Annotated in this window: 22 protein-coding genes and 1 tRNA gene; 7 read left to right on the plus strand and 16 right to left on the minus strand. The window is 61.3% G+C overall.

What is annotated here, in order from left to right; all coding sequences use genetic code 11:
• Positions 1 to 274: 274 nt before the first annotated feature.
• The 11 genes from CO671_RS33700 to CO671_RS10655 form a co-directional block, all read right to left on the minus strand.
• A complete protein-coding gene (locus CO671_RS33700) occupies positions 275 to 439 on the minus strand; it encodes a hypothetical protein (protein WP_012485575.1) in 165 nt (54 codons plus the stop codon).
• Positions 440 to 563: 124 nt separating this feature from the next.
• A complete protein-coding gene (locus tag CO671_RS10610) occupies positions 564 to 749 on the minus strand; it encodes a hypothetical protein (RefSeq protein WP_097605877.1) in 186 nt (61 codons plus the stop codon).
• Positions 750 to 911: 162 nt separating this feature from the next.
• Entirely contained in the window at positions 912 to 1,661 is a 750-nt protein-coding gene (locus CO671_RS10615; RefSeq protein WP_097605878.1) for an ABC transporter ATP-binding protein, read from the minus strand.
• Positions 1,658 to 2,491 (minus strand): ABC transporter ATP-binding protein, encoded by an 834-nt coding sequence (locus tag CO671_RS10620; protein WP_097605879.1) that lies wholly within the window; start codon positions 2,489 to 2,491, stop codon positions 1,658 to 1,660. Before CO671_RS10620 ends, CO671_RS10615 begins: the two co-directional genes overlap by 4 nt.
• Positions 2,488 to 3,423: an ABC transporter permease gene (locus CO671_RS10625; protein WP_097605880.1), complete on the minus strand. Its 936-nt coding sequence runs from the start codon at positions 3,421 to 3,423 to the stop codon at positions 2,488 to 2,490. The genes CO671_RS10620 and CO671_RS10625 overlap by 4 nt, the downstream gene beginning before the upstream one ends.
• Positions 3,420 to 4,490 carry an ABC transporter permease gene (locus tag CO671_RS10630; RefSeq protein WP_097580525.1) on the minus strand — a complete coding sequence of 357 codons (1,071 nt, stop codon included), beginning with the start codon at positions 4,488 to 4,490 and terminating at the stop codon, positions 3,420 to 3,422. Before CO671_RS10630 ends, CO671_RS10625 begins: the two co-directional genes overlap by 4 nt.
• Positions 4,491 to 4,508: 18 nt before the next feature.
• Entirely contained in the window at positions 4,509 to 6,152 is a 1,644-nt protein-coding gene (locus CO671_RS10635; RefSeq protein WP_097605881.1) for an ABC transporter substrate-binding protein, read from the minus strand.
• A 100-nt stretch (positions 6,153 to 6,252) separates the two neighbouring features.
• Positions 6,253 to 7,311 (minus strand): dipeptidase, encoded by a 1,059-nt coding sequence (locus CO671_RS10640; RefSeq protein WP_097605882.1) that lies wholly within the window; start codon positions 7,309 to 7,311, stop codon positions 6,253 to 6,255.
• A 256-nt stretch (positions 7,312 to 7,567) separates the two neighbouring features.
• Complete coding sequence (locus CO671_RS10645; protein ID WP_097580528.1) at positions 7,568 to 8,593, minus strand: ABC transporter permease; 1,026 nt, start codon at positions 8,591 to 8,593, stop codon at positions 7,568 to 7,570.
• 34 nt (positions 8,594 to 8,627) lie between these two features.
• Positions 8,628 to 10,169 (minus strand): sugar ABC transporter ATP-binding protein, encoded by a 1,542-nt coding sequence (locus CO671_RS10650; RefSeq protein WP_038691901.1) that lies wholly within the window; start codon positions 10,167 to 10,169, stop codon positions 8,628 to 8,630.
• A 69-nt stretch (positions 10,170 to 10,238) separates the two neighbouring features.
• Positions 10,239 to 11,168, minus strand: coding sequence for a sugar ABC transporter substrate-binding protein (locus tag CO671_RS10655; protein ID WP_097605883.1), 930 nt, complete (start codon positions 11,166 to 11,168; stop codon positions 10,239 to 10,241).
• A 375-nt stretch (positions 11,169 to 11,543) separates the two neighbouring features.
• Between CO671_RS10655 and CO671_RS10660 the strand changes: the two genes are divergently transcribed.
• Positions 11,544 to 12,041 (plus strand): DUF1993 domain-containing protein, encoded by a 498-nt coding sequence (locus tag CO671_RS10660; RefSeq protein ID WP_097605998.1) that lies wholly within the window; start codon positions 11,544 to 11,546, stop codon positions 12,039 to 12,041.
• Positions 12,042 to 12,047: 6 nt separating this feature from the next.
• Here CO671_RS10660 and CO671_RS10665 read toward each other — a convergent pair whose 3' ends face one another.
• Positions 12,048 to 13,607, minus strand: coding sequence for an alkaline phosphatase family protein (locus CO671_RS10665; RefSeq protein WP_097605884.1), 1,560 nt, complete (start codon positions 13,605 to 13,607; stop codon positions 12,048 to 12,050).
• A complete protein-coding gene (gene galE, locus CO671_RS10670) occupies positions 13,585 to 14,568 on the minus strand; it encodes a UDP-glucose 4-epimerase GalE (protein ID WP_097605885.1) in 984 nt (327 codons plus the stop codon). Before galE ends, CO671_RS10665 begins: the two co-directional genes overlap by 23 nt.
• Positions 14,569 to 14,804: 236 nt before the next feature.
• On the opposite strand from galE, the gene CO671_RS10675 reads away from it, so the two are divergent.
• Positions 14,805 to 15,449, plus strand: a complete 645-nt coding sequence (locus CO671_RS10675; protein ID WP_097605886.1) for a ThuA domain-containing protein — start codon at positions 14,805 to 14,807, stop codon at positions 15,447 to 15,449.
• A gap of 103 nt (positions 15,450 to 15,552) precedes the next feature.
• Here the strand turns inward: CO671_RS10675 and CO671_RS10680 are convergent, their stop codons facing one another.
• Positions 15,553 to 15,804, minus strand: coding sequence for a DUF2934 domain-containing protein (locus tag CO671_RS10680; RefSeq protein WP_097605887.1), 252 nt, complete (start codon positions 15,802 to 15,804; stop codon positions 15,553 to 15,555).
• 239 nt (positions 15,805 to 16,043) lie between these two features.
• Between CO671_RS10680 and CO671_RS10685 the strand changes: the two genes are divergently transcribed.
• On the plus strand, positions 16,044 to 17,471 hold the full coding sequence (locus CO671_RS10685; RefSeq protein ID WP_097605888.1) for a DUF6880 family protein: 1,428 nt from the start codon (positions 16,044 to 16,046) through the stop codon (positions 17,469 to 17,471).
• Between the two features lie 172 nt (positions 17,472 to 17,643).
• On the opposite strand, the gene CO671_RS10690 is transcribed toward CO671_RS10685, so the two are convergent.
• A tRNA-Gly gene (locus CO671_RS10690) sits at positions 17,644 to 17,718 on the minus strand.
• 253 nt (positions 17,719 to 17,971) lie between these two features.
• Between CO671_RS10690 and CO671_RS10695 the strand changes: the two genes are divergently transcribed.
• From CO671_RS10695 to CO671_RS10710, 4 genes are all read left to right on the plus strand, one after another.
• Positions 17,972 to 18,481 (plus strand): prolyl-tRNA synthetase associated domain-containing protein, encoded by a 510-nt coding sequence (locus CO671_RS10695; RefSeq protein ID WP_097605889.1) that lies wholly within the window; start codon positions 17,972 to 17,974, stop codon positions 18,479 to 18,481.
• Positions 18,482 to 18,537: 56 nt separating this feature from the next.
• Positions 18,538 to 19,509, plus strand: a complete 972-nt coding sequence (gene trxA / locus CO671_RS10700) for a thioredoxin (protein WP_097605890.1) — start codon at positions 18,538 to 18,540, stop codon at positions 19,507 to 19,509.
• A gap of 76 nt (positions 19,510 to 19,585) precedes the next feature.
• A complete protein-coding gene (locus tag CO671_RS10705) occupies positions 19,586 to 20,272 on the plus strand; it encodes an LON peptidase substrate-binding domain-containing protein (RefSeq protein ID WP_170964961.1) in 687 nt (228 codons plus the stop codon).
• Positions 20,273 to 20,281: 9 nt separating this feature from the next.
• Complete coding sequence (locus tag CO671_RS10710; protein ID WP_010034724.1) at positions 20,282 to 20,470, plus strand: Trm112 family protein; 189 nt, start codon at positions 20,282 to 20,284, stop codon at positions 20,468 to 20,470.
• 18 nt (positions 20,471 to 20,488) lie between these two features.
• Here the strand turns inward: CO671_RS10710 and CO671_RS10715 are convergent, their stop codons facing one another.
• Positions 20,489 to 21,703 (minus strand): ubiquinone biosynthesis hydroxylase, encoded by a 1,215-nt coding sequence (locus CO671_RS10715; RefSeq protein WP_097605891.1) that lies wholly within the window; start codon positions 21,701 to 21,703, stop codon positions 20,489 to 20,491.
• Positions 21,704 to 21,721 lie beyond the last annotated feature (18 nt).

The raw sequence follows: 21,721 nt of genomic DNA on the forward strand, positions 1-21,721 counted from the left end.
ACCTAAAGCGCGTCGCATCAAATTTGATTCACGCAACGCGCTTTAGCTCTTTGTTTTTATGCATGTCGTTGTCCCGGAACCGCGGCACACTTCCGGGCGACACGCATTAACGGGAGCAAAAATGCGCCGCGAGTGCTTGAGGCGGCGCCCTTTTCGAGCGCGTGATAAGGAGAAGGATGATCAAGGGGCTTGAAACGCCGAGACGGTGTCCGGCATTCAACAAGGGCGGCACTCGCCGCAGCCTCGGCGCCTGCCGAGGCTTGTTATCTGCCGACTATCCGACCAGGCCGAAGACCATGGCCACCACAAACAGGAATGCCGCGGTGAAGATTGTCCCATGGAGCACCGCCTGAAGCCTGTGACGCGTGGCGTGCGGCTTCTTGGTCGGTACGGAACCATAGTGGTTCACGTGAGTATGCGAAATACCCAGTTCTGCCATATGTCGCCTCCGTTGTTCTCGTGCGGCCGGTTGTGCGGCTCGCTGTTATATTTCTTATTCTCTATCAGGTAGGTAGAGATAAATTTCCGTCCAGAGGGAGCGGAAGAGAAAATTCAACCGGCTGTTAGCAGAGCGTGCGCCATGCCCAGATCAACGAGCGCTCGACGGCGTTCTCGTTCTGCGGCGGGTTGGAGGTCTCGATCAGGCGCCGGTCCTTTTCCGCAGGCATGGCGACCGTCATCTGTTCCTTGCGTTCGGTTCTGACGGGAGGATCGAGGTAGCCCATGGTCATCCCACCGAGAAAGAACATGCCTCAACCTCCATCGATCACGAAAGCTAACAATCGTTAACAGGATCATGACAGAAGCGGGGCAGCTGTCAATAGTCTAGCTGAATGGTGGTCTTTTAGCGAAATATTATCCTTAACGCCGGCGCCGCTCGTTTCTTTTCAATAGTTTGAAATGATTGGCTTTCAGGCTTTGACGAACCCTTTGCTCGCGATCATCAAATTTTTCGTGTAGTCCTCCCGGACCGCGCCCTCCGCCAGCGCTTGCGAGCTCAATCGTTCGACAACGGCGCCATTGCGCATCACGGCGAGCCTGTCGCACATATGGGTGATCACGCCGAGATCGTGGCTCACCATAATGAAGGTGAGTTTGCGGTCGCGGCGGATCTGTTCGAGCAGGTTCAACACCTCGGCCTGCACCGAGGCATCGAGCGCCGATGTCGGCTCGTCGAGCAGCAGGATAGACGGTTCGACGATCAGCGCCCTGGCGATTGCCACACGCTGCCGCTGGCCGCCGGAGAGCTGATGCGGGTAGCGGAAACGGAAGCCATTGCCGAGGCCGACCTCGTCGAGCGCCCGCGCGATGCGCCTGTCGTTGTCCCCGATGCCGTGGATCGCAAGCGGTTCGAGCAGCAGCCGGTCGATCGTCTGGCGCGGATGCAGCGAGCCATAAGGATCCTGAAAGACCATCTGCACACGCCGATAGAAGGCCTTGCTGCGCTTTGCGCCTTTCAATGCTTCGCCGTCGACGTGGATCGCGCCGCCGCTGATCGGTGCAAGTCCGGCCACGGCGCGCAGCAAGGTGGATTTGCCCGAGCCGGACTCGCCGACGAGACCGAAGGATTCACCGCGTTCGACATCGATGCTGACATCCTTCAGGGCGTGAAATTCATCGTAGACGACGCTGAGATTGTCGACGTGGAGTGCTGCGCTCATACCGCCCACTCCGGCCTGCGGTCGAGCACGGGCAGCGGATGGCGGTTCGCGCCGATCTCGGGCATGCAGTTCAGCAGTCCTTGCGTATAGGGGTGCTGCGCGTGTTTGAGATCGGCGGCCGCAAGCTCCTCGACGATCTTTCCGGCATACATGACGATGACGCGATCGCAGAAAGAGGAGACCAGTCTCAAATCATGGGAGATGAAGATCAATCCCATGCCGCGCTCCGACACCAGCCTGTCCATGATTCTGAGCACATCGAGCTGCACCGTCACGTCGAGCGCCGAGGTCGGCTCGTCGGCAATCAGCAGCTCCGGCCCGGCGATCAGCATCATGGCGATCATCGCACGCTGCCCCATGCCGCCCGAAACTTCGTGCGGATGCAGGTCGAAGACGCGTTTCGGATCGCGGATCTGCACGGCCTCCAGCATGGCGAGCGCGTGTTCGCGCGCCTCCGCCTTGCCGACCTTCTCATGGGTGCGCAGCGTTTCACAGATCTGCCGGCCGATCGTCATAACAGGATCGAGCGAATATTTCGGATCCTGCAGGATCATGGCGATGCGCTTGCCGCGCAGCCTGCGCCGTTGCCCGGCCGAGGCCTTGAGAAGGTCGATACCGCTGAAATCCAGCCTGTCGGCCGTGACGATGCCGTGTTTCGGCGTCAGGCCCATGATGGCCCGACCGGTCTGCGACTTGCCGGAACCGGATTCGCCGACGATGCCGAGCCTTTCCTTGCCGAGCGTGAAGGAGACGCCGCGCACGGCTTCGATCATGCCGGTGCGCGTGGGGTAGCTGACCTTGAGCTTGTCGACCGTCAGAAGCGTCGTCACTGGCCGCTCTCCTTCGGATCGAGCGCGTCGCGCAGGCCGTCGCCGAGCAGATTGAAGCCGAGGCTGACGATGAGGATGGCGATGCCGGGCATCGCCGCCACCCACCATTGATCGAGGATGAAGCGCCGGCCCGAAGCGATCATCGCGCCCCATTCCGGCAGCGGCGGCTGCGCGCCCAAGCCGAGGAAGCCGAGGCCGGCTGCCGTCAGGATGATGCCGGCCATATCGAGCGTCACGCGCACGATCAGCGAGGAAATGCAGAGCGGCATGACATGGCGCACGATGATGCGCAGCGGCGAGGCGCCCATCAGCCTCACCGCCGAGATATAGTCGGACCGCCGGACCGTCAGCGTTTCGGCGCGCGCGATGCGGGCATAGGGCGGCCAGGAGGTGATGGCGATGGCGATGATCGCATTCTGGATGCCCGGGCCGAGCGCGGCGACGAAAGCGAGCGCCAGCACCAGCTTCGGAAAGGCGAGGAAAATATCGGTGATGCGCATCAGCGTCGCATCCACCCAGCCGCCGGCATAACCGGAGACGGTGCCGACGATCAGGCCGATCGGCGCCGAGATGACGGCGACGAGCACGACGACCAGCAGCGTCAAACGCGATCCGTAGATCAGCCGCGAAAAGATATCACGGCCCTGGTCGTCGGTGCCGAGCAGGAATTCACCCGTTCCCGGCGGCAGCAGCCGGGCATTGCGCAGATCGCCGACGACGGGATTGTGCGTGGCGATGATATCGGCGAAGGCGGCGATGAAAAGCAGCGCCACGATAATCAGCAAGCCGACGACGGCAAGCCGGTTTGCGGTGAACTGCCGCCAGGTGACATAGGCGCGGCCGAGGCGCGCCTGCATGCGCGATTGCGGCCGGTCGGACAGCAGCCAGTCGCGGCGGCTCATCGTTGGCGATGGGCTGGCGGGAGCCGTCATCGGTTTCGCGTCCTCGGGTCGAGCGTCCGGTAGAGAAGATCGGACAGAAGATTGATGCCGATGAAAACCGTGCCGATGACGATCGTGCCGCCGAGCACGGCGTTCATATCGGCATTCTGCAGCGAGTTGGTGATGTAGAGCCCGATGCCCGGCCAGGAAAAGACGGTCTCGGTCAGCACCGATCCTTCGAGCAGGCCGGCATAGGAAAGCGCGATGACGGTGACGAGCGGCACGGCGGCGTTGCGCAGCGCATGGCCCCAGATCACCCGCGTTTCCGAAAGCCCCTTGGCGCGCGCGGCGACGATATATTCCTGCGACAGCTCGTTCAGCATGAAGCTGCGGGTCATGCGGCTGATATAGGCGAGCGAGAAATAACCGAGCAGCGAGGCAGGCAGGATGATGTGGCGGAACACATCATAGAAGACATCCCACTGCCCCTGCCAGGCGCTGTCCAGCAGATAGAAGCCCGTGATCGGCGTGAACGTATATTCGAAGACGATATCGATGCGGCCGGGAAAGGCCACCCAGCGCAGCTGCGCGTAGAAGATGACGAGCGAGATCAGCGCCAGCCAGAAGATCGGTACCGAGTAGCCGATCAGGCCGATGACGCGCACCACCTGGTCGGCGATGCTGCCGCGGCGCACGGCGGCGAGAACGCCGAGCGGCACGCCGACGCAGGCGCCGATCAGCGTTCCGAGTGTGGCAAGTTCGATCGTCGCCGGCATGACGCGGCGGATGTCGACCATCACAGGGTTGGTCGTCAGCACCGAATTGCCGAAATCGCCGGACAGCACACCTTTGACATAGATGTAGAACTGCTCATAGAGCGGCAGATTGAAGCCCATTTCCCGGCGCACACGCTCGACGACATGGGTGGGCGCGCGGTCGCCGAGGATGGCGAGCACGGGATCGATCGGCACGACGCGGCCGATGAAGAAGGTGACGGCCAGAAGGCCGAGATAGGTGGTGACGGCGGCGAACAGGAACCGCCCGACCGCCTTGGCGAGGGTGCTGGCACCGCCCTTTCGGGGCCGTGCCGCCACCTGTGTTGTTTCAATGGTGCTCAAGCGACCAATCCTGCCGGATCATTCCTTGGCGATCGGACCGACGAAATTGGTATCGAAGCTCGGACCCAGCTTGAAGTCCTTCAAATTCTTGCGGTAGCCCGCCACTTCGGTCTGCTGGAAGATGATGACGAAGGGGCTGTTGGCGAGGAACTTCTTCTGAATATCCTCGTACATGGCGGCCCGCTTCTCACCGTCACGTTCCAGCAGCGCCGCCTTGGCTTGCTTGTCGAGCTCCGGCGCCTCCCAGGTGTTGCGCCAGGCGAGCGTTTTCACCGTGCCGGCATCGGAATTGTCGGGATTGCTGGTGAAGGTGTCGGCATTCGAGTTCGGGTCGAAATAGTCCGAACCCCACTGGCCAATATAGATATCGTGGGTGCGGGCGCGATATTTGGTCAGCGTCTGCTTGCCGTCGCCGGGGATGATCTCCAGCTTCACGCCGGCCTGCGCCAGCGACTGCTGCATCGATTCGGCAATCCCGGTTACCGGCTGGGTGTTGCGCACGTCCATCGTCACCGAGAAACCGTCCGGGACGCCCGCCTTGGCCAGCAGTTCCTTCGCCTTGGCGACATCGAGCTTGTAGGGGTTTTCATCAAGCGCGCCGAGTTGGCCCTCCGGCAGGAAGGTCTGGTGGATTTCGCCGATGCCCTTGATCAGGGTCGCGCCGATCGCATCGTAGTCGACCAGATATTTGAAGGCTTCCTGGACTTCCGGCTTCTTCAGGTTCTCGTTCTTGTTGTTCAGGCTGACGTAGTAGATCGTGCCCTTCGGCGCGTTTGTCGTCGCCAGATCGGCGTTCTTGGATACGGCGTCGATGTCGCCGGGCTCGAGATTGCGGGCGATGTCGATATCGCCGGCTTCGAGCGCCAGCCGCTGGGCCGAGCTTTCCTTCATGAAGCGGTAGATGACACGATTGAGCTTCGACTTATCGCCATAATAATTGTCGTTGCGCTCCAGCACGACGACTTCGTTGGCCCGCCATTCGCGCAGCTTGAAGGCGCCGGAGCCGGCATAACCGGTCTTCAGCCACTCATTGCCGAAATCATTGTCGTATTTGTGCTCGGCATCCGGCGTTACCGCCTTCACATGCTCGAGCACGAGTTTTTTATCGACCACGGAGGCGACCGTCGCCGTCAGGCAGTTGAGCACGAAGCTCGGGGCATAGGCCTTGTCGACCGTGAAGACGAAGGTATTGGCATCGGCCGCCTTGGCCTTTTCGGTGACATTGTCGCCGGTCAGGCCGAACTGGGTAAGGATAAAGGCCGGGCTCTTGTCGAGCTTGACGGCCCGCTCGAACGACCATGCAACGTCTTCGGCAGTAACAGGATTCCCGGATGCGAATTTGAGGCCTGGTTTCAGCTTGAACGTATAGGTGAGGCCGTCATCCGAAACGCTCCAGCTCTCGGCAAGATCGCCCTTCACCTTGGATGTGTCGGCGAGATCGAGACGGACAAGCAGGCTGTAACTGTTGCTGGTGATTTCGGCGGTCGAAAGCTCGAAAGCCTCGCCGGGATCCATGGTGATGATGTCGTCGAACGCAAAACCCTCGACAAGCGTGTCTTTGGGCGTTTCGGCAAAGGCGGAAGGTGCCGTCATCATCAGCAGCGAAAGAGCGGCTCCGGCGGAAAGCAGGCGGAAATTGCGGCTGAGCTTGGTGATCATCATGGTCTGTTCCCCTGTTCTTGATTGATTACGAAGCGTTTTGTCGGTCGTACCTCATTAAAACTATTGTCCGTTCTCAGCGCGTCCAGAGGCGGGCGGCGCTTTAGGCGTCGTCCTCCCGCCAGGCTTGTGCGAGAATGCGAAGCCAATTTTCACGGGCAAGTTTCGTGAGATCCGCCTCACCATAACCAGCCTCCCTGAGAGCGGCAATCAGCTTCTGATTGCCGGCCGCATCGCCGATTTCCTCAGGGATCGTGGCGCCGTCGAAGTCCGATCCGAGCGCCACGCAATCGATGCCGATGCGGTTCACGAGATGGTCGATGTGACGGATCATGTCGGCAATCGGCGTATCGCTGTCCGAGCGGCCGTCGGCGCGCAGCATCGCAGTGGCATAATTGATGCCGACGAGACCGCGGCTTTCGCGGATCGCATCGAGCTGCCTGTCCGTCAGGTTGCGCGCGACCGGCGTCAGCGCATGGGCATTGGAGTGGCTGGCGACCAGCGGCTGGTCGGTCGTCTTCGCCACGTCCCAGAAGCCCTTCTCGGTGATATGGGCAAGGTCGATCAGGATGCCGAGGCGATTGCATTCCCGTACCAGCGCAAAACCGGCATCGGTGAGACCCGGCCCGGTGTCCGGCGACATCGGGAAGGCGAAGGGCACACCATGGCCGAAGACGTTGTGCCGGCTCCAGACCGGCCCGAGCGAGCGCAGGCCGGCCGCATAGAATACCTCGAGCGCCGACAGATCGGCGCCGATCGCCTCGCAGCCTTCCATATGCATGACGGCGGCGAAAACCTCCTCCGCCATGGCGCCACGGATGTCCTTGACCGTGCGGCAGAGACGCCAGGCGCCGGCCTGGTCGAGCCGCAGCGCGATCGCCGCCATTTCAGTGGCGATCGCAAGGGACGGAAGCGGATCAAGCGGGGCGGCCATCGGCGTGACATAACGGCCGTCGGCATCCGGATCGGCGAAGACGAGATCGCCCGAGGGAATGTAGATGGCGCAGAGACCACCGGACAGACCGCCCGCTTTCGCCCGGCGCGCATCGATATGGCCGACCGTCGTGCCGTCCGAAAATTCCGCGATAGGGTCGCTGCCGTCTTTTGAATGTGTCCAGAGTCGAAGGAGAACGTCGTTGTGACCGTCAAATACGAATTGCATCTGTCTTCCTGCGCTGCCCTACTGCCTAATTCCTTAAATCGGAATCGATTTAAGGATAAAATTATGCAGCATTCAAAGTGCTACAGCGTCCTTTGCGCGTCTTTCCAGACGCGCGGCGCTGTAGCGGGCGAATGAAGTGGCCAGAATAGAAAAGCTGACGGAATTCGCCATCTCTTTTTTTGAAAATCGGCCATCGGCGCGAAAACGCAAACGGGGGCCGAAGCCCCCGCAAAATTACGAATGATGCCGGCAGAGATCAGTGCTTGCGGCGCTTCTTCTGTCTGTAGACGTCGATCACAACAGCCGCGACGATGATGAAGCCTTTGACGATCTCCTGATAATAGGCGTCGATCCTCAGGAAGGTGAAGCCCGATGTCATCACGCCGAGGATAATGGTGCCGATGACGGTGCCGGTGATGCGGCCGACGCCGCCGGTCAGCGAGGTGCCGCCGATGACGGTCGCGGCAATCGCATCGAGCTCATATCCGACGCCCATGCTGGCCTGCGCGGTTTCCGCGCGTGCCGCCGTGACGATGCCGGCAAGACCGGCGAGCAATCCGGCGATCACATAGACCTTGACGAGATGCGCCTCGATGTTGATGCCGGAGACGCGCGCCGCCTGCGGGTTCGCGCCTATCGCATAGGTGAACTTGCCGTAGCGTGTGTAGCGTAGCGCAATATGGAAGATCAGCGCGACGACCAGGAAGACGACGACCGGCCAGGCCTTGGTGCCGATGAAGTGAAACTGCTCGGTGATGCCGGAAACCGGCTGTCCCTTGGTGTACCACTTCGCCACGCCGCGGGCCGACACGAACATGCCGAGCGTTGCGATGAAGGGCGGGATTTTCGTGTAGGCGATGAGTGCGCCATTCGCCAGACCCGCAGCCGCTCCGATCAGCAGGCCGACCATGATCGGCACGACAGCCGGCAGGTCGGTCAGCGAGGGGAAGACTGCCCGTCCCCAGGTGGAGGACTGGGCGAAGCTTGTCGCGATCATCGCCGTCATGCCGACGACCGAGCCGGATGAAAGATCGATGCCGCCTGTGATGATGACCTGCGTGACGCCGACGGCGATGATGCCGATGACGGAGACCTGCAGGATCATGATCGTCAGACGCTGCGAATTCATCAGGAAGCTTTGGCCGATGAACATCCAGCCGAGCGCTTCATAGATGAGTGCGATGCCGACGAGCACGAGGAAAATGCTGAGCTCGGTCGGTAAGCGCCGCCGCCGTTGCCGGGTTGCGAGCGGAGCCGCGCCCTCTGCTGCCTTGGTACTCATGTCAAACCTCCCTTGGGCGATTGCAGACGGCGCATCACTGCGCAGCCAGCTCCATCACCTTGATCTGCGTTGCTTCATCGCGATTGAGGAAACCGGTCACGCGTCCCTCGTGCATGACCATGATGCGGTCGCTCATGCCGAGAACCTCGGGCATCTCGGATGAGATCATGATGACTGCCACGCCGTTTCGCGCCATTTCGGTGACCAGCCGGTGAATCTCCGCCTTGGCGCCGACATCGATGCCGCGTGTCGGCTCGTCGAGGATCAGGATTCGCGGATTGGTGAGCAGCCAGCGGCCGATCAGCACCTTCTGCTGATTGCCGCCCGAAAGATTTTCCACCCGCTCGTAGAGATTGGGCGTCTTCACCCGCAGTTTCTTTGCCATGTCTTCGCAGGTCGCCTCGATCGCGCCCTGCTGCACGAAGCCGCCCTTGACGTATCTGTCCTGCAGAACGGCGATCTGCATGTTCTCGAGAATATCGAGGATCAGCAGACAGCCGGTATCCTTGCGGTCCTCGGTCAGGAACGCCATCTGGTTGCGGATGGCCTCGGTCGGTGACGAAATCGTCACCGGCTTGCCGTAGAGCTCGATGGAGCCGGAGCTTGCCGGCGTCACGCCGAAGAGCGTTTCGGCGACATTCGACCGTCCGGAGCCGACAAGGCCGGCCACTCCGAGGATCTCGCCTGCCCTTACCTCGAAGGAGACATCCTTGAAGACGCCCTTGAGGCAAAGATCCTTGACGGAGAGCATGACCTCGCCGATCGGCACCTCTTCCTTGGGGAACATCTGGGTGATCTCGCGCCCGACCATCATGCGGATGATGTCGTCGCGGGTGACCTCGGTCGATGCATGCGTGCCGATATAGCGACCGTCGCGGAATACCGAAAACTCGTCGGCGATCTCGAAAAGCTCGTTCATCTTGTGGGTGATATAGACGATGCCGATTCCCTGCGCCCTGAGGTCGCGGATAATGCGGAAAAGATGCTCGACCTCCCGCTCCGTCAGCGCCGAAGTCGGCTCGTCCATGATCAGCACGTCGGAATTATAGGAAACCGCCTTGGCGATCTCGACCATCTGGCGGTTGGCGACCGAGAGGTAACGGACCTCGATATCGGGATCGATATCGATATTGAGCCGGGCAAACAGCTCCTCGGTCATGCGATGCATCACGCCATGATCGACGAAGCCGAAGCGGTTCTTCGGTTCGCGGCGGATCCAGATATTTTCCGCGACCGTCATGAACGGCATCAGGTTCAGTTCCTGATGGATCATGGCAATGCCATTCTCCAGCGCGTCGAGCGGAGATTTCAGCTGGATTTCGATGCCTTTCAGGCGGATATCGCCTTTATCGGGCGTGTAGATGCCGGCCAGGATCTTCATCAATGTCGATTTGCCGGCGCCGTTTTCGCCCATCAACGCGTGCACGGAGGCGCGCTTCAGCCGGAACTGTACGTCGTCGAGTGCGACGACACCGGGAAATTCCTTGCGAACGCCTTCGGCGCTCAACAGATATTCCGCATTCGGAACTGCGCCGCTTGCGCGCACGGCGGCCATGGTTGTCGGGCTGACGGCCATATCATCTCCTCCGGATACGGGCAGGCGAAAAGGATGCGGGCTTTGCCCGCATCCCGTTAGGCGTTCGCCTCAGTTCTTGGTGACGAAGTCCTTGACGTTTTCAGGGGTGACGAGCTGGAAGGGAATATAGACCTTCTTCTCGACCTTTTCGCCCTTGGCGATCTTCAGCGCAGTATCGAGCGAGCCCTTGCCCTGGCCGGCGGCATCCTGGAACACGGTAACGTCGAGGTCGCCCGCCTGCATGGCGGCAAGCGCGTCCTGCGTGGCGTCGACGCCGCCGATGACGACCTTGCTCATATCCTTGCCGGCTGCCTTCAGCGCCTGGATAGCGCCAATTGCCATTTCGTCGTTGTTGGAGATGACAGCGTCGAACTCGATGCCGCTGGAGAGCCAGTTGGTCATCAGGTCGGCGCCCTGGGTGCGATCCCAGTTGGCCGTCTGCTCTTCGACGATCTCGATGCCTTTGCACTCATCGGTCTTGATGACGTCATGGATATCCTGGGTGCGCATGCGCGCGGCCTGGTTGGAAAGCTCACCCATGATAACGACGGCTTTGCCCTTGCCACCGAGAATGCGGCAGATTTCCTTGGTTTCCAGCGTGCCGGATTCCTGTTCGTTGGAGGCCACGAAAGCCTGCTTCTCAGGAAGCGTGTCGACGTTGACCGGCTGACGGTTGACGTAAACCAGCGGAATGCCGGCATCGGCCGCAAGCTTCGACATCGCCGTCGTCGCGTCGGTGTCAACAGGGTTGACGATGATTGCATCGACCTTGGAGGCGATGAAATTCTGGATCTGGCTCTGCTGCTTGGAAACGTCGTTTTGCGCGTCTTCGACCTGCAGGGTGACGCCGCTCAGCGTCTTGGCGTAATCGGTCATGCCGTTGCGCAGAACGGTCAGAAAGTTGTCGTCGAACTTCGCCATCGAGACGCCGACGGTTTCCGCGTGAGCGGCCGCCGACATGACGAGCGCCATCGCAGTGCCCAGGATAAACTTTTTCATTTTACTTCCTCCACAAACGGTGCCCGGCTGCACCCTCCTCACGCCGGAGCTCCAGGCATTTTGCCCTGGAGCCGCTATTCGCTCGCGCCGCCTCTCCCGCGGCGTTCCGCAAAACGGAACAAACAAACCGTAAAATTTGTTCTTCGGAATATTCATTCCATTTTCTGGGAACGGCGTCAAGCCTCTTTAGCGGCGACGAGATATGGACCGGGCGCGCAATGCCACAGGCCTTATGCCCCGGCACCTGCATTCGCTGCATTGCGGAAGACGAAGGGAGCCTCCATCTATGACGGGGTCGAAGACAGGTGGACCGCCGCAGGCGCCTTCGATCTCTCGCTGCGGCCTGACTATTTGAAGATTTTGGAGACAGGACAGATGTCCATTTCGATCTATCGCCTCACTGTTCCGATGTTTCAGCGGGGACTCGCCAGCCTGAAAACCTATCTCGACAAGGCCGAAGCCTTTGCGAGGGAAAAGAATGTCGATCCCGCCATATTGGTCGCCGCACGCCTTGCGCCGGACATGCTGCCGCTTTCCGGCCAGTATCAGCGCGCCAGCGACAGCGCCAAATTCACTCTCGCTCGGCTGACCGGCACCGACGCCCCGAAGTTCGAAGATAATGAAAAGACGTTCGACGAGTTGCGCGAGCGCCTGGCAAAGACCGAGGCCTATCTCGCCACATTTTCGGCGCAGGCGCTGGAAGGCGTCGAAGGACGCCAGATTACCCTGCCGGGCAGCAGCGGCATCGTGCTTCCGGGTGACGAATATGTCACCACCTTCGCGCTGCCGAACTTCTATTTCCACGTCGCGACCGCCCACGCCATCCTGCGCAATCAGGGTGCGCCGATCGGCAAGCGTGATTATCTCGGGTAAATGAGATCAGGGCCGGCGCGTCACCGGCCCTTTTTCCGTCAACTCGGTATAGGCAAGCGTCTGATCCAGATGCCGCGCCCTCAGCGACAGCAGCTTTTCGGCATATTCAAGCCGGGTGGCCGCATAGGCCGGATCAGCCGCGACATTGTCGAGCTCCATCGGATCGGCGCGAAGATTGAAGAGCAGCGGCGGCAGTGCGGTAAAATGCACATATTTGAACCGCGCATCGCGGATCACTGCGAGATTGCATTGGTTGGACCTCAGTCCGAAATGCCGTTCCGCCTCGCCGGCGGCGATATCACGGAAATCGAATTCCCAGAATGCCGCATCCCGCCATCCCGGCTCGCTCCGGCCGTTGACGAACGGCATGAGCGACCGGCCGTCGAGCCCGTTTTTCGCCTCGATGCCGAGCTTTTCGCACAATGTCGGAAAAATGTCCGCGGCGCTGGTGAAATCGTCGACGGTCCCGCCTGCGGCACTGCTTGCGGGATCACGAATGACAAGCGGAACATGATAGCTGCCGTCGAAGAAACCGCCCTTGCCGAGCGTCCAGTGATCGCCCGCCATCTCGGCGTGATCGGACGTGAAGACGATAAGCGTATTCTCCCAGGCACCCGCATCCTTCAGCGCCTGCCAGATGCGGCCGAGTTGCGCGTCGACCTCGGCTATCATGCCGTAATAGATTGCCCGGATCGCAGCGAAATCCCCGCCATTCCAGCCGCTGAGCGGCCCGGTGGCGCCGTGCATGAAATTGCCCCTGCCGGTGCGCGGCATGGCATAGGCGAGATAGGGATGGCTGGCCTCTTCCGCTTGGGCATTTGTCGCGCGCGCAAAAGCCGGTCCGTCACCCGGCCCGAACATCCGGTTGAACGGCTCCGGCACGGAAAACGGCGGATGCGGACGCAAAAAAGAGACATGCGCAAACCACGGCCCGTCCTGCTCGCCCATCCAGCGGATGAATTCGCCGGCCAGGAAAGCGGTCTGGGTCTCGTCGCGGGAATAGGCCGGCGCCGCATCGGAAATTTCGCCGGCTTGCGCACCGACGGGAATATGGATGTCGCGGCTGACGGCATGTGTGTGGCCACGCGACCTCAGCCAGGAGAGCCATTGTCTTTCATGCTCGGGCAGGAGCTGGCGCGCGGTAAAACCGGGCAACACGCCTTCGTAAGTCGTCAGATGCGGATCGCCGGCATCCATGCCGCGCGGATCGGGCGCCGTGTCGGTATAACCGAACAGCGTCGGATCGTATCCCGCCCGCCGGGCGGCCAACGCCAGATTGTCGAAGCGGGCATCGAGCGGCGAACCGTTGCGGCAGACGCGATGGTTCATCTGGTAAAGGCCGGTATAGAGCGTGGCCCGCGCCGGCGAGCAGGGTGCCGCCCCGGCATAGTGCCGCCGGAAAAGCGTGCCCTCCCGGGCCAAGGCGTCGACATTGGGCGTTTTCACACAAGCATGACCGGCAGAAGACAGGCAGTCGCCGCGCCACTGGTCCGCCGTGATCAGCAGAATGTTCGGCCGGCGGTCGCTCTCAATTCCGGCTGGCTCAATGCTGGTTGGATCTTGCATGCCAGTTCCAGGCGGAGCGGATGATCTCGGAGAGATCATATTGCGGCACCCAGCCGAGCACGTCGCGCGCCTTGTCGTTATTGGCGACCAGCGTATGCGAATCGCCCTCGCGACGGCCGATATATTCGACCGGGAACGGCCGGTTCGACACGTCCTCGATCGCGCCGAGCAATTCCTTGACGGTCGTGCCGGCGCCGGTGCCGAGGTTGAGCGCGACGGACTCTCCGCCCTTCAAGAGATATTCGACGGCGCGCACATGCGCATCGGCAAGATCCAGCACGTGGATATAATCGCGCACGCAGGTGCCGTCGCGCGTCTCGTAATCGCTGCCGAACACCTTGAAGCCCTGGCGGCGGCCGAGCGCGGCATCGATCGCCAGCGGGATTGCATGCGTCTCCGGCTGGTGCCATTCGCCGATCCGGCCTTCGAAATCGGCGCCGGCGGCGTTGAAATAACGCAGCACCACCGAGCGCAGGCTCTTATACTGGTCGTAATCGGCAAGCGCCTGTTCGACGATATATTTCGTCCGCCCATAGGGGTTGATCGGCACCTGCCGGTGCGTCTCGTCGAGCGGCACGCTCTGCGGCAGGCCGTAGGTGGCGCAGGTGGAGGAGAAGACGAAGGCGTTGATGCCGGCGGCCTGCGCCGCCGAAAGCAGCGTCAAGGTGCCGATCACATTGTTCTCATAGAAGGAAACCGGATCCTTGACCGATTCGCCGACCTCGATCAGCGCTGCGAAATGCAGGATCGCCGCCGGCTTGTGCTTGGCGAGCACCTCGTCCAGCCGGGCGCGATCGCGAATATCGCCTTCCTCGGCCGGCCCCCATTTGACGAACTCGCGATGGCCGTTGGAAAAATTATCGAAGACGACAGGCTTGTAGCCCTTGTTCGCCAGGTCGAGGCACGTATGCGAGCCGATATAACCGGCGCCGCCGACCACAAGAACCGTTTCACCTGCCATGCACCACCCTTGTTGTTTCTGAAAGACGGGAGAAACCTAGACGAGATAGACGGCAATAAAAAGAAGGAACTGCGACAGGCGTGAATGGCAATCGGTCAAATGCCGAACCGCCCGGCGCGCCCTACGATTCGTGCCGGATCGGCGCTTCGTGAATTATTCGCGTGATTTGCATAACCGCCCGTTTTAAGGGGCTTTCACCACCATGTGTCCGCAGCAATCAGCCAGGGAGCGCGTGAATGAGGAAGGCATTGGTCGTCTGGGGCGGCTGGCAAGGTCATGAGCCGGAGCAATGCGCCCATATCGTCGCCGATCTCTTGCGCGAGGACGGCTTTGCGGTCGAGGTGACCGGCGATCTCGGCATATTCGGATCTCCGACGCTGGTGAAAGCCGATCTGCTGGTGCCGATCATCACCGGCGAAACGCTGGAGAAGCCGCATGCCGCCGCCCTGGTCGAAGCGGTGCGCGGCGGGCTGGGGCTTGCCGGTCATCACGGCGCGCTTGCCACCTCCTTCAAGGAAAGCGCGCCTTTCCGCTATGTCTCCGGCGTCACCTGGGTCGCCCACCCCGGCAACATCATCGATTTCCGCGTCGCCGTCACCCGCCAGGACGATCCAGTCATGGAGGGCATTCCCGACTTCGACTACCGTTCGGAGCAGTATTATCTGCATTACGATCCCACGGTCGAAATCCTGGCGACCACCACCTTCACCGGCGCATACGATCCGGCGGCCCGCAATGTCGTGATGCCTGTTGTCTTCAAGCGCCATTTCGGCGCCGGCCGCATCTTTTATTCCGCTCTCGGTCATGTCGCGGCCGAATTCGACCATCCCTACATGCCGCTGATCCTGCGGCGCGGCCTCAGCTGGGCCGCCCGCCGGTAGATTTGGCAAGGGTTTCGTCGAAGTGGCAAGACGACTGCCGGCAAGGCCGATCATCGCCTGGGTTGCCGCCGACTATTTTGGCACACGGGGAATTGGCAATCGCCTAACGCGCCGCTTTCAGCTGCAGGTCGTCCTTGGTGGCTGGCGCCTCATCATAGACCCGCATCAGCCGCCCGGCTGCCTTCAGCTTCTCGATGAGATCGTTTCCGTCGGGCGAAGCCTTTGTCAGCTCCAGCTGCTCGAATTCCTTGAGCGCCTGCGCCCAATGGCTTTCCCCGCGCCCATCCGGCCGGCCTTCCAATTCCCACAGCGAATAAGCGCGCTGGCTCACCCAGACGTCCTTAGTGTGACTCATAACCAACCCCAGCCGAAAAATTTGGAAGCAAATATCGATAGGCAACAAGGTGCCAAAGCGGGCTTTAGGAGTCGTTACGAGGCAGCGTTATTTTTTGGATAACGGCCATGATTCGGCAAGACTAACCGCCGATAAAGTCATACGAATTCGCGATACGGTATACTTGCGCCTCCGCCCTCGGCACCTTGGACTGATTTGAATGCCGGGTTAGGGTCGGCGCGAAACGACAGCGGTGACCCATGGCAGCAAAGACGACTCTCAACGCGAAGAACCTGGAAGCTCTCGGCGCACCACGTCTCGCCGAACTGCTGATCGAAATCAGCACCGGCAGTGCCGCCCATAAACGGCGGCTTCGCATGGAACTGGCCGGCAATCAGGGCAGCACCGAGGTCGCGCGTGAGATCCGCAAGCGCCTCGGCAGCATCGCACGGGCGCAGAGCGTGATCGAATGGCATAAGGTAAAAACCGTCAATGCGGACCTCGAAACGCAACGATCCGCGATCGTCACCGTCGTGGCCGCCGACGATCCGAAGGAAGCGTTCGATCTCATCTGGCAATTCCTTGCCGTTGCCGATTCGATATTCCACCGATCCAACAGCAGCGACACAGCCTTCATCGAGACGTTCCATCAGGCGTGCGCCGATGCCGGCGTCATCGCCAGGTCCGCGGGGATCGGTATCGATGTCCTTGCCGACAAGGTCTTTACTGCGTTGCAGGATAACGACCACGGCCAATATGACCCGCTGATCGCCGAGATGGTTCCGGCGCTGGGCAAGGACGGCCTGGAACGTTTGAAGGGCCTCCTGGTGCAATGGTTGAACGAACCGGAGGAGAAGCCTGCCGACGCCGACCGGAAAATTTTCGACTGGGGCGGCAGCGGACTGAACGAGATTTATGCCAAGCAGCGGCAACAGGCGGCGCGCATCGCTCTGCAGGACATTGCCGATGCCCAGGATGATGTCGATGCCTTCATCGCCCAGCAACCGGAAGAGACGTTAAAGGTGCCGATGGTCGCGATCGCGATTTCCGACCGCCTGCTCCTAGCTGGACGCGCCGAGGAAGCATTGAGGATTTTGGACGGCGTCGATCATCGGGGACGGTTCGAAATGCCTTTTGAATGGCAGGAAGCCCGCGCCGAAACGCTCGAAGCGCTCGGACGGGGGGAGGAAGCGCATGCCTATCGATGGCAATGCTTCGAGCAGACGCTGAACGGGGAGCACCTTCGCGCTTTCCTGCGAAAGCTCGCCGACTTCGATGATATTGAGGCCGAGGAAAAGGCATTCGCCTTCGCGCACGGCTATCCCGATGTTCATCAGGCCCTTGCCTTTTTCCTGGCCTGGCCCGCAGCTGCCGAGGCAGCCAAACTCGTCTCAAGGCGCCAGGCGGAACTGGATGGCAACCTCTACGAGCTGATGACGCCGGCCGCCGAAATGCTGCAGGAGAAACACCCGCTCGCAGCAACCATCGTGCTGCGGTCGATGATCGGCTTCGCCCTCGATTATGGCCGATCCAGCCGTTACAGGCATGCCGCGCGTCATCTGGCGGAATGCGCGTCGCTTGCGCCTCATATCGACGATTTCGGCAAGACCCAACCCCACGACGCTTACGTCAACGAACTGAACCGTCAGCATGGAAAGAAGCATGGCTTCTGGAGCTTGATGCGGTAGGCCGAATAGCCGATTCCACCAATGGAAGGACATCGCTATCAGGTGACTGACGCCACCTATGCCGGGAGCAGGCAGCCACAAGCGTTCGGCATAAGACCCGTTCGGAACGAGGTTGTCATCCATGTCACAAGGACAGTTTGTTACTATGTCTTCGCTATGAAGTTGGGAAAACTGGAGCGGGCGAAGGGATTCGAACCCTCGACCCCAACCTTGGCAAGGTTGTGCTCTACCCCTGAGCTACACCCGCTCAATCCGCATCGGTCCGGGGTAGTCGTTGGACCGTGGGCGCCGCCTCGTGGCGACGGGCGCTATATGGCCTAACGGATTTTCAAATGCAACAGGGAAATGACGAAGAGACGAAGAAAAATTCGGGCGGTCGCATGATGCCGGCGGAAAGGCCGCAAATGTGGGGGTAGCGCGTCGGTGGCGAAGATTGCCAAATGATGTGGACGGACTTAATCAGGACGCCTCGCTTTTCCTCGCCACCAACGGATTGCCCGATGCCCGAAAACACGCCCAAGACGAAAGACGATCTGTTCACCTTCCTCGACGGACTCGGCATTGCCCATAAGACGGTCGATCACGCGCCTGTTTTCACCGTGGCCGAATCGGTTGCTTTGCGCGATGAGATCCCCGGCGGCCACACCAAGAATCTCTTCATCAAGGACAAGAAGGACAGGTATTTTCTGCTGACCGTGGAGGAGAATGCCGAGGTCGACCTCAAGCAGGTGCACACCATCATCGGCGGCTCCGGCCGGGTTTCCTTCGGCAGGGCCGAGAAGCTCATGGAGTATCTCGGTGTCATTCCCGGCGCGGTCACCGCCTTCGGTGCGATCAATGATACGGCAGGAAATGTCACCTTCGTGCTCGATGCCGATCTGATGGCTGAAGAGGTCGTCAACTGCCATCCGCTCGCCAACGATGCGACCACATCGATTGCAAGCGGCGACCTCGTCCGTTTCATGGAGGCGACCGGACATAAGCCGCTTGTCTTGAAAGTGACGTCCTGACATACGATTTTAGCGCTACAATGATGCCGGCAGGATCGGCGCGGCGGGAGATACCTATGAGCGGCAGCAACAACCCCTATAACGGTTCCTTCGGAAATCAGATGTCGGCAACGGCAAGCTTCGGCGCTCAGGGGGCACCGGCGGCGGCCGGCAGCTATATCACCGACACGACGACGGCGAATTTCGGCAAGGACGTCATCGAGGAATCGCGCAAACAGCCGGTGCTGGTCGATTTCTGGGCGCCTTGGTGCGGTCCGTGCAAGCAGCTGACACCGGTTCTGGAGAAGGTTGTCAACGAGGCCAAGGGCCGCGTCAGGCTGGTCAAGATGAACATTGACGACCACCCCTCGATTGCCGGCCAGCTCGGCATCCAGTCTATCCCCGCCGTCATCGCCTTCGTCAACGGCCGCCCGGCCGACGGTTTCATGGGCGCGGTGCCGGAAAGCCAGATCACCCAGTTCATCGACCGGATCGCCGGACCGGCCGGCGCCGATGAGGCGGCCGAAATCGAGGCCGTCCTGACGGAAGCGGCAGAGCTGCTTGCCGCCGGCAACCTCAACGAGGCCGCGCAGCTTTACGGCGCCGTCATGCAGGCCGATCCCGAGAATGCCAAGGCGCTTGCCGGAATGGCCGAATGCATGATCGCCGCAAACCAGCATGAGCGGGCGCGCGAAACACTGACGGATCTGCCGGAGGAGCTCGCTAAAGATGCCGGCATCCAGGCGGTCTTGAAGAAGCTCGACCAGATCGAGGAGGCGCGCAAGCTCGGCGATCCCGTTGCGCTCGAGCGTGACCTGGCCGCCAATCCCGACAATCACGAAGCGCGGCTGAAGCTCGCCAAGATCCTCAATGTCGAAGGCCGGCGCGACGAGGCGGCCGAACATCTGCTTCAGATCATGCGTAAGGACCGCGGCTTCGACGATGACGGCGCGCGCCGCCAGCTGCTGCAGTTCTTCGAGGTCTGGGGTTTCAAGGATCCGGCGACGGTTGCCGCCCGCCGCAAGCTTTCGGCGATGCTGTTCTCCTAAGATTAGAATATCGGCCCTTGCGTTTTTAAGCGGGGGCACCACATTCTCGTCAGAACGGGCATGCCCGTTTACAAGAATGCGGGACGGTTTCATGCAAGTCGGTAATGCCAGATACCTGAAGCCGGGCGATCTGCCCGATGCCATCGCCGTCTTCCCGCTGCCCGGGGCCCTCCTCCTGCCGGCCGGACAGCTTCCTCTCAACATCTTCGAGCCGCGCTATCTGGCGATGCTGGATGCAGCGCTTGCCGGAAACCGGCTGATCGGCATGGTGCAGCCGGCGCTCGGCGAACATGAGGACAAGGGGCACGAACCCAGCCTCGCCACCGTCGGCTGTCTTGGGCGAATCACCTCCTTCGCCGAGACCGGCGACGGGCGCTATATCGTGTCGCTGACCGGCGTCTGCCGCTTCCGGCTGCTGGAGGAGAAGGTGACCAGCTATCCATTCCGCACCTTCCGGATCGCGCCCTTCATCGCCGACCTCTCGGCGGAGAACGAGGAGGAGGCGGTCGATCGCACAGCCCTGCTCACCGCCTTCAAAGCCTATCTCGATGCCAACAAGCTGGAAGCCGACTGGGAGAGCGTCGAGCGGGCGAGCAATCTGACGCTGGTCAATTCGCTCGCCATGATGTCGCCGTTCGGACCGGCCGAAAAACAGGCTCTCTTGGAGGCGCCCGATCTGAAGACGCGGGCCGAGACGCTGATCGCCATTACCGAAATCGTGCTGGCGCGGGTCTTCGGTGACTCCGACACGGTTCTGCAGTAAACTTCGGCCATGGACGAAAAACTGAGCCGCGTCGATCCGAAACTGCTGGAGCTCCTGGTCTGCCCGCTCTCCAAGGGCCGGCTTTCCTATGACCGCGAGCACAATGAGCTCGTTTCGGAAAAGGCGCGCCTTGCCTATCCGATCCGCGACGGCATCCCGATCATGCTGGTGTCCGAGGCGCGGCGCCTCGACGAGTAGCACTTTTCATCATTGTTTTTAGATCGTCTGGCCGGTCAGCAGGCGGGGGTTGTCCTTCGCCGTCGTTCCGGCCGCCTGGCCGATGAAGAAGGATTTGAGGCGCGGCAGCCGGTCGACAATGCCGAGACCGACATCGCGGGCGACGCGGATCGGCATTGCGTCGTTGGAGAAGAGCCGGTTCAGCACGTCGGTCGTCACGCCCATGCGGAAGGTGTCGAAGCGCCGCCAGGTCTGGTAGCGCTCGAGAATGTTGATCGAACCGATATCGAGGCCGAGACGATCGGCTTCCACGACGGTTTCGGCCAGCGCCGCCACATCCTTGAAGCCGAGGTTCAAACCTTGTCCTGAAATCGGATGGATGCCGTGGGCGGCGTCGCCGGCAAGCGCGAAACGCGGGGCGACGAAGGCGCGGGCGAGCGTCAGGCCGAGCGGAAAGGCGCGCTTGTCGCCAATGACCTTCAGCGCCCCGAGCTTGTGGCCGAAACGGCGTTCCAGCTCTTCTTCGAAGACCAACTCGTCGGCAGCGACCAGCCGGTCGGCATCATGCGTGCGCTCGGTCCAGACCAGCGAGGAGCGGTTGTTTCTGAGCGGCAGGATGGCGAAGGGGCCGGCCGGCAGGAAATGCTCTTCGGCGCAGCCTTCATGCGGTCGCTCATGTTCGACGGTCGCGACGATGCCGGACTGGCCGTAGTCCCAGGTGACGGTCCTGATGCCGGCGAGATCGCGCAGCTTCGAGCGCACGCCGTCGCAGGCAACCACCAGCCGCGATTCCAGCGTGCTGCCGTCCGAAAGCATGACGGTGGCATGGCTGTCCTCAGTTTTGAGCTCTGTCGCGCCAAGCCCGTGGCGGATGTCGATGCCGAGTCGGTCGCAGGCGCCGCGCAGGGCCGCGACCATGGCGACATTCGGGATCATGTGCGCGAAGGGCCGGCCTTCGGCCACTTCGCCGTCGAAGGTGAGGAAAATCGGGCGCACGGGGTCGGAGGTTCTCGAATCGGTGACGATCATCTTGGTGATCGGCTGAGCTTCCGGCTTGATCTCGTTCCAGATGCCGAAGATTTCGAGCATCTTCACCGCGGCGGCGATGACGGCGGAAGCGCGCGTGTCGTTCTTCCACGCATACTCGGGTGCGGCCTCGACCACCGAGACTTTCAGATGCGGTGCTGCCTGCTTGACCGCAACGGCAGCGGAAAGGCCGACATAGCCCCCGCCCACAACCAGCATATCAAGCATCACGCCGCTCCCGTACCT

It is taken from the genome of Rhizobium sp. M10, assembly GCF_002531955.1.
GTDB lineage: Bacteria > Pseudomonadota > Alphaproteobacteria > Rhizobiales > Rhizobiaceae > Rhizobium > Rhizobium etli_C.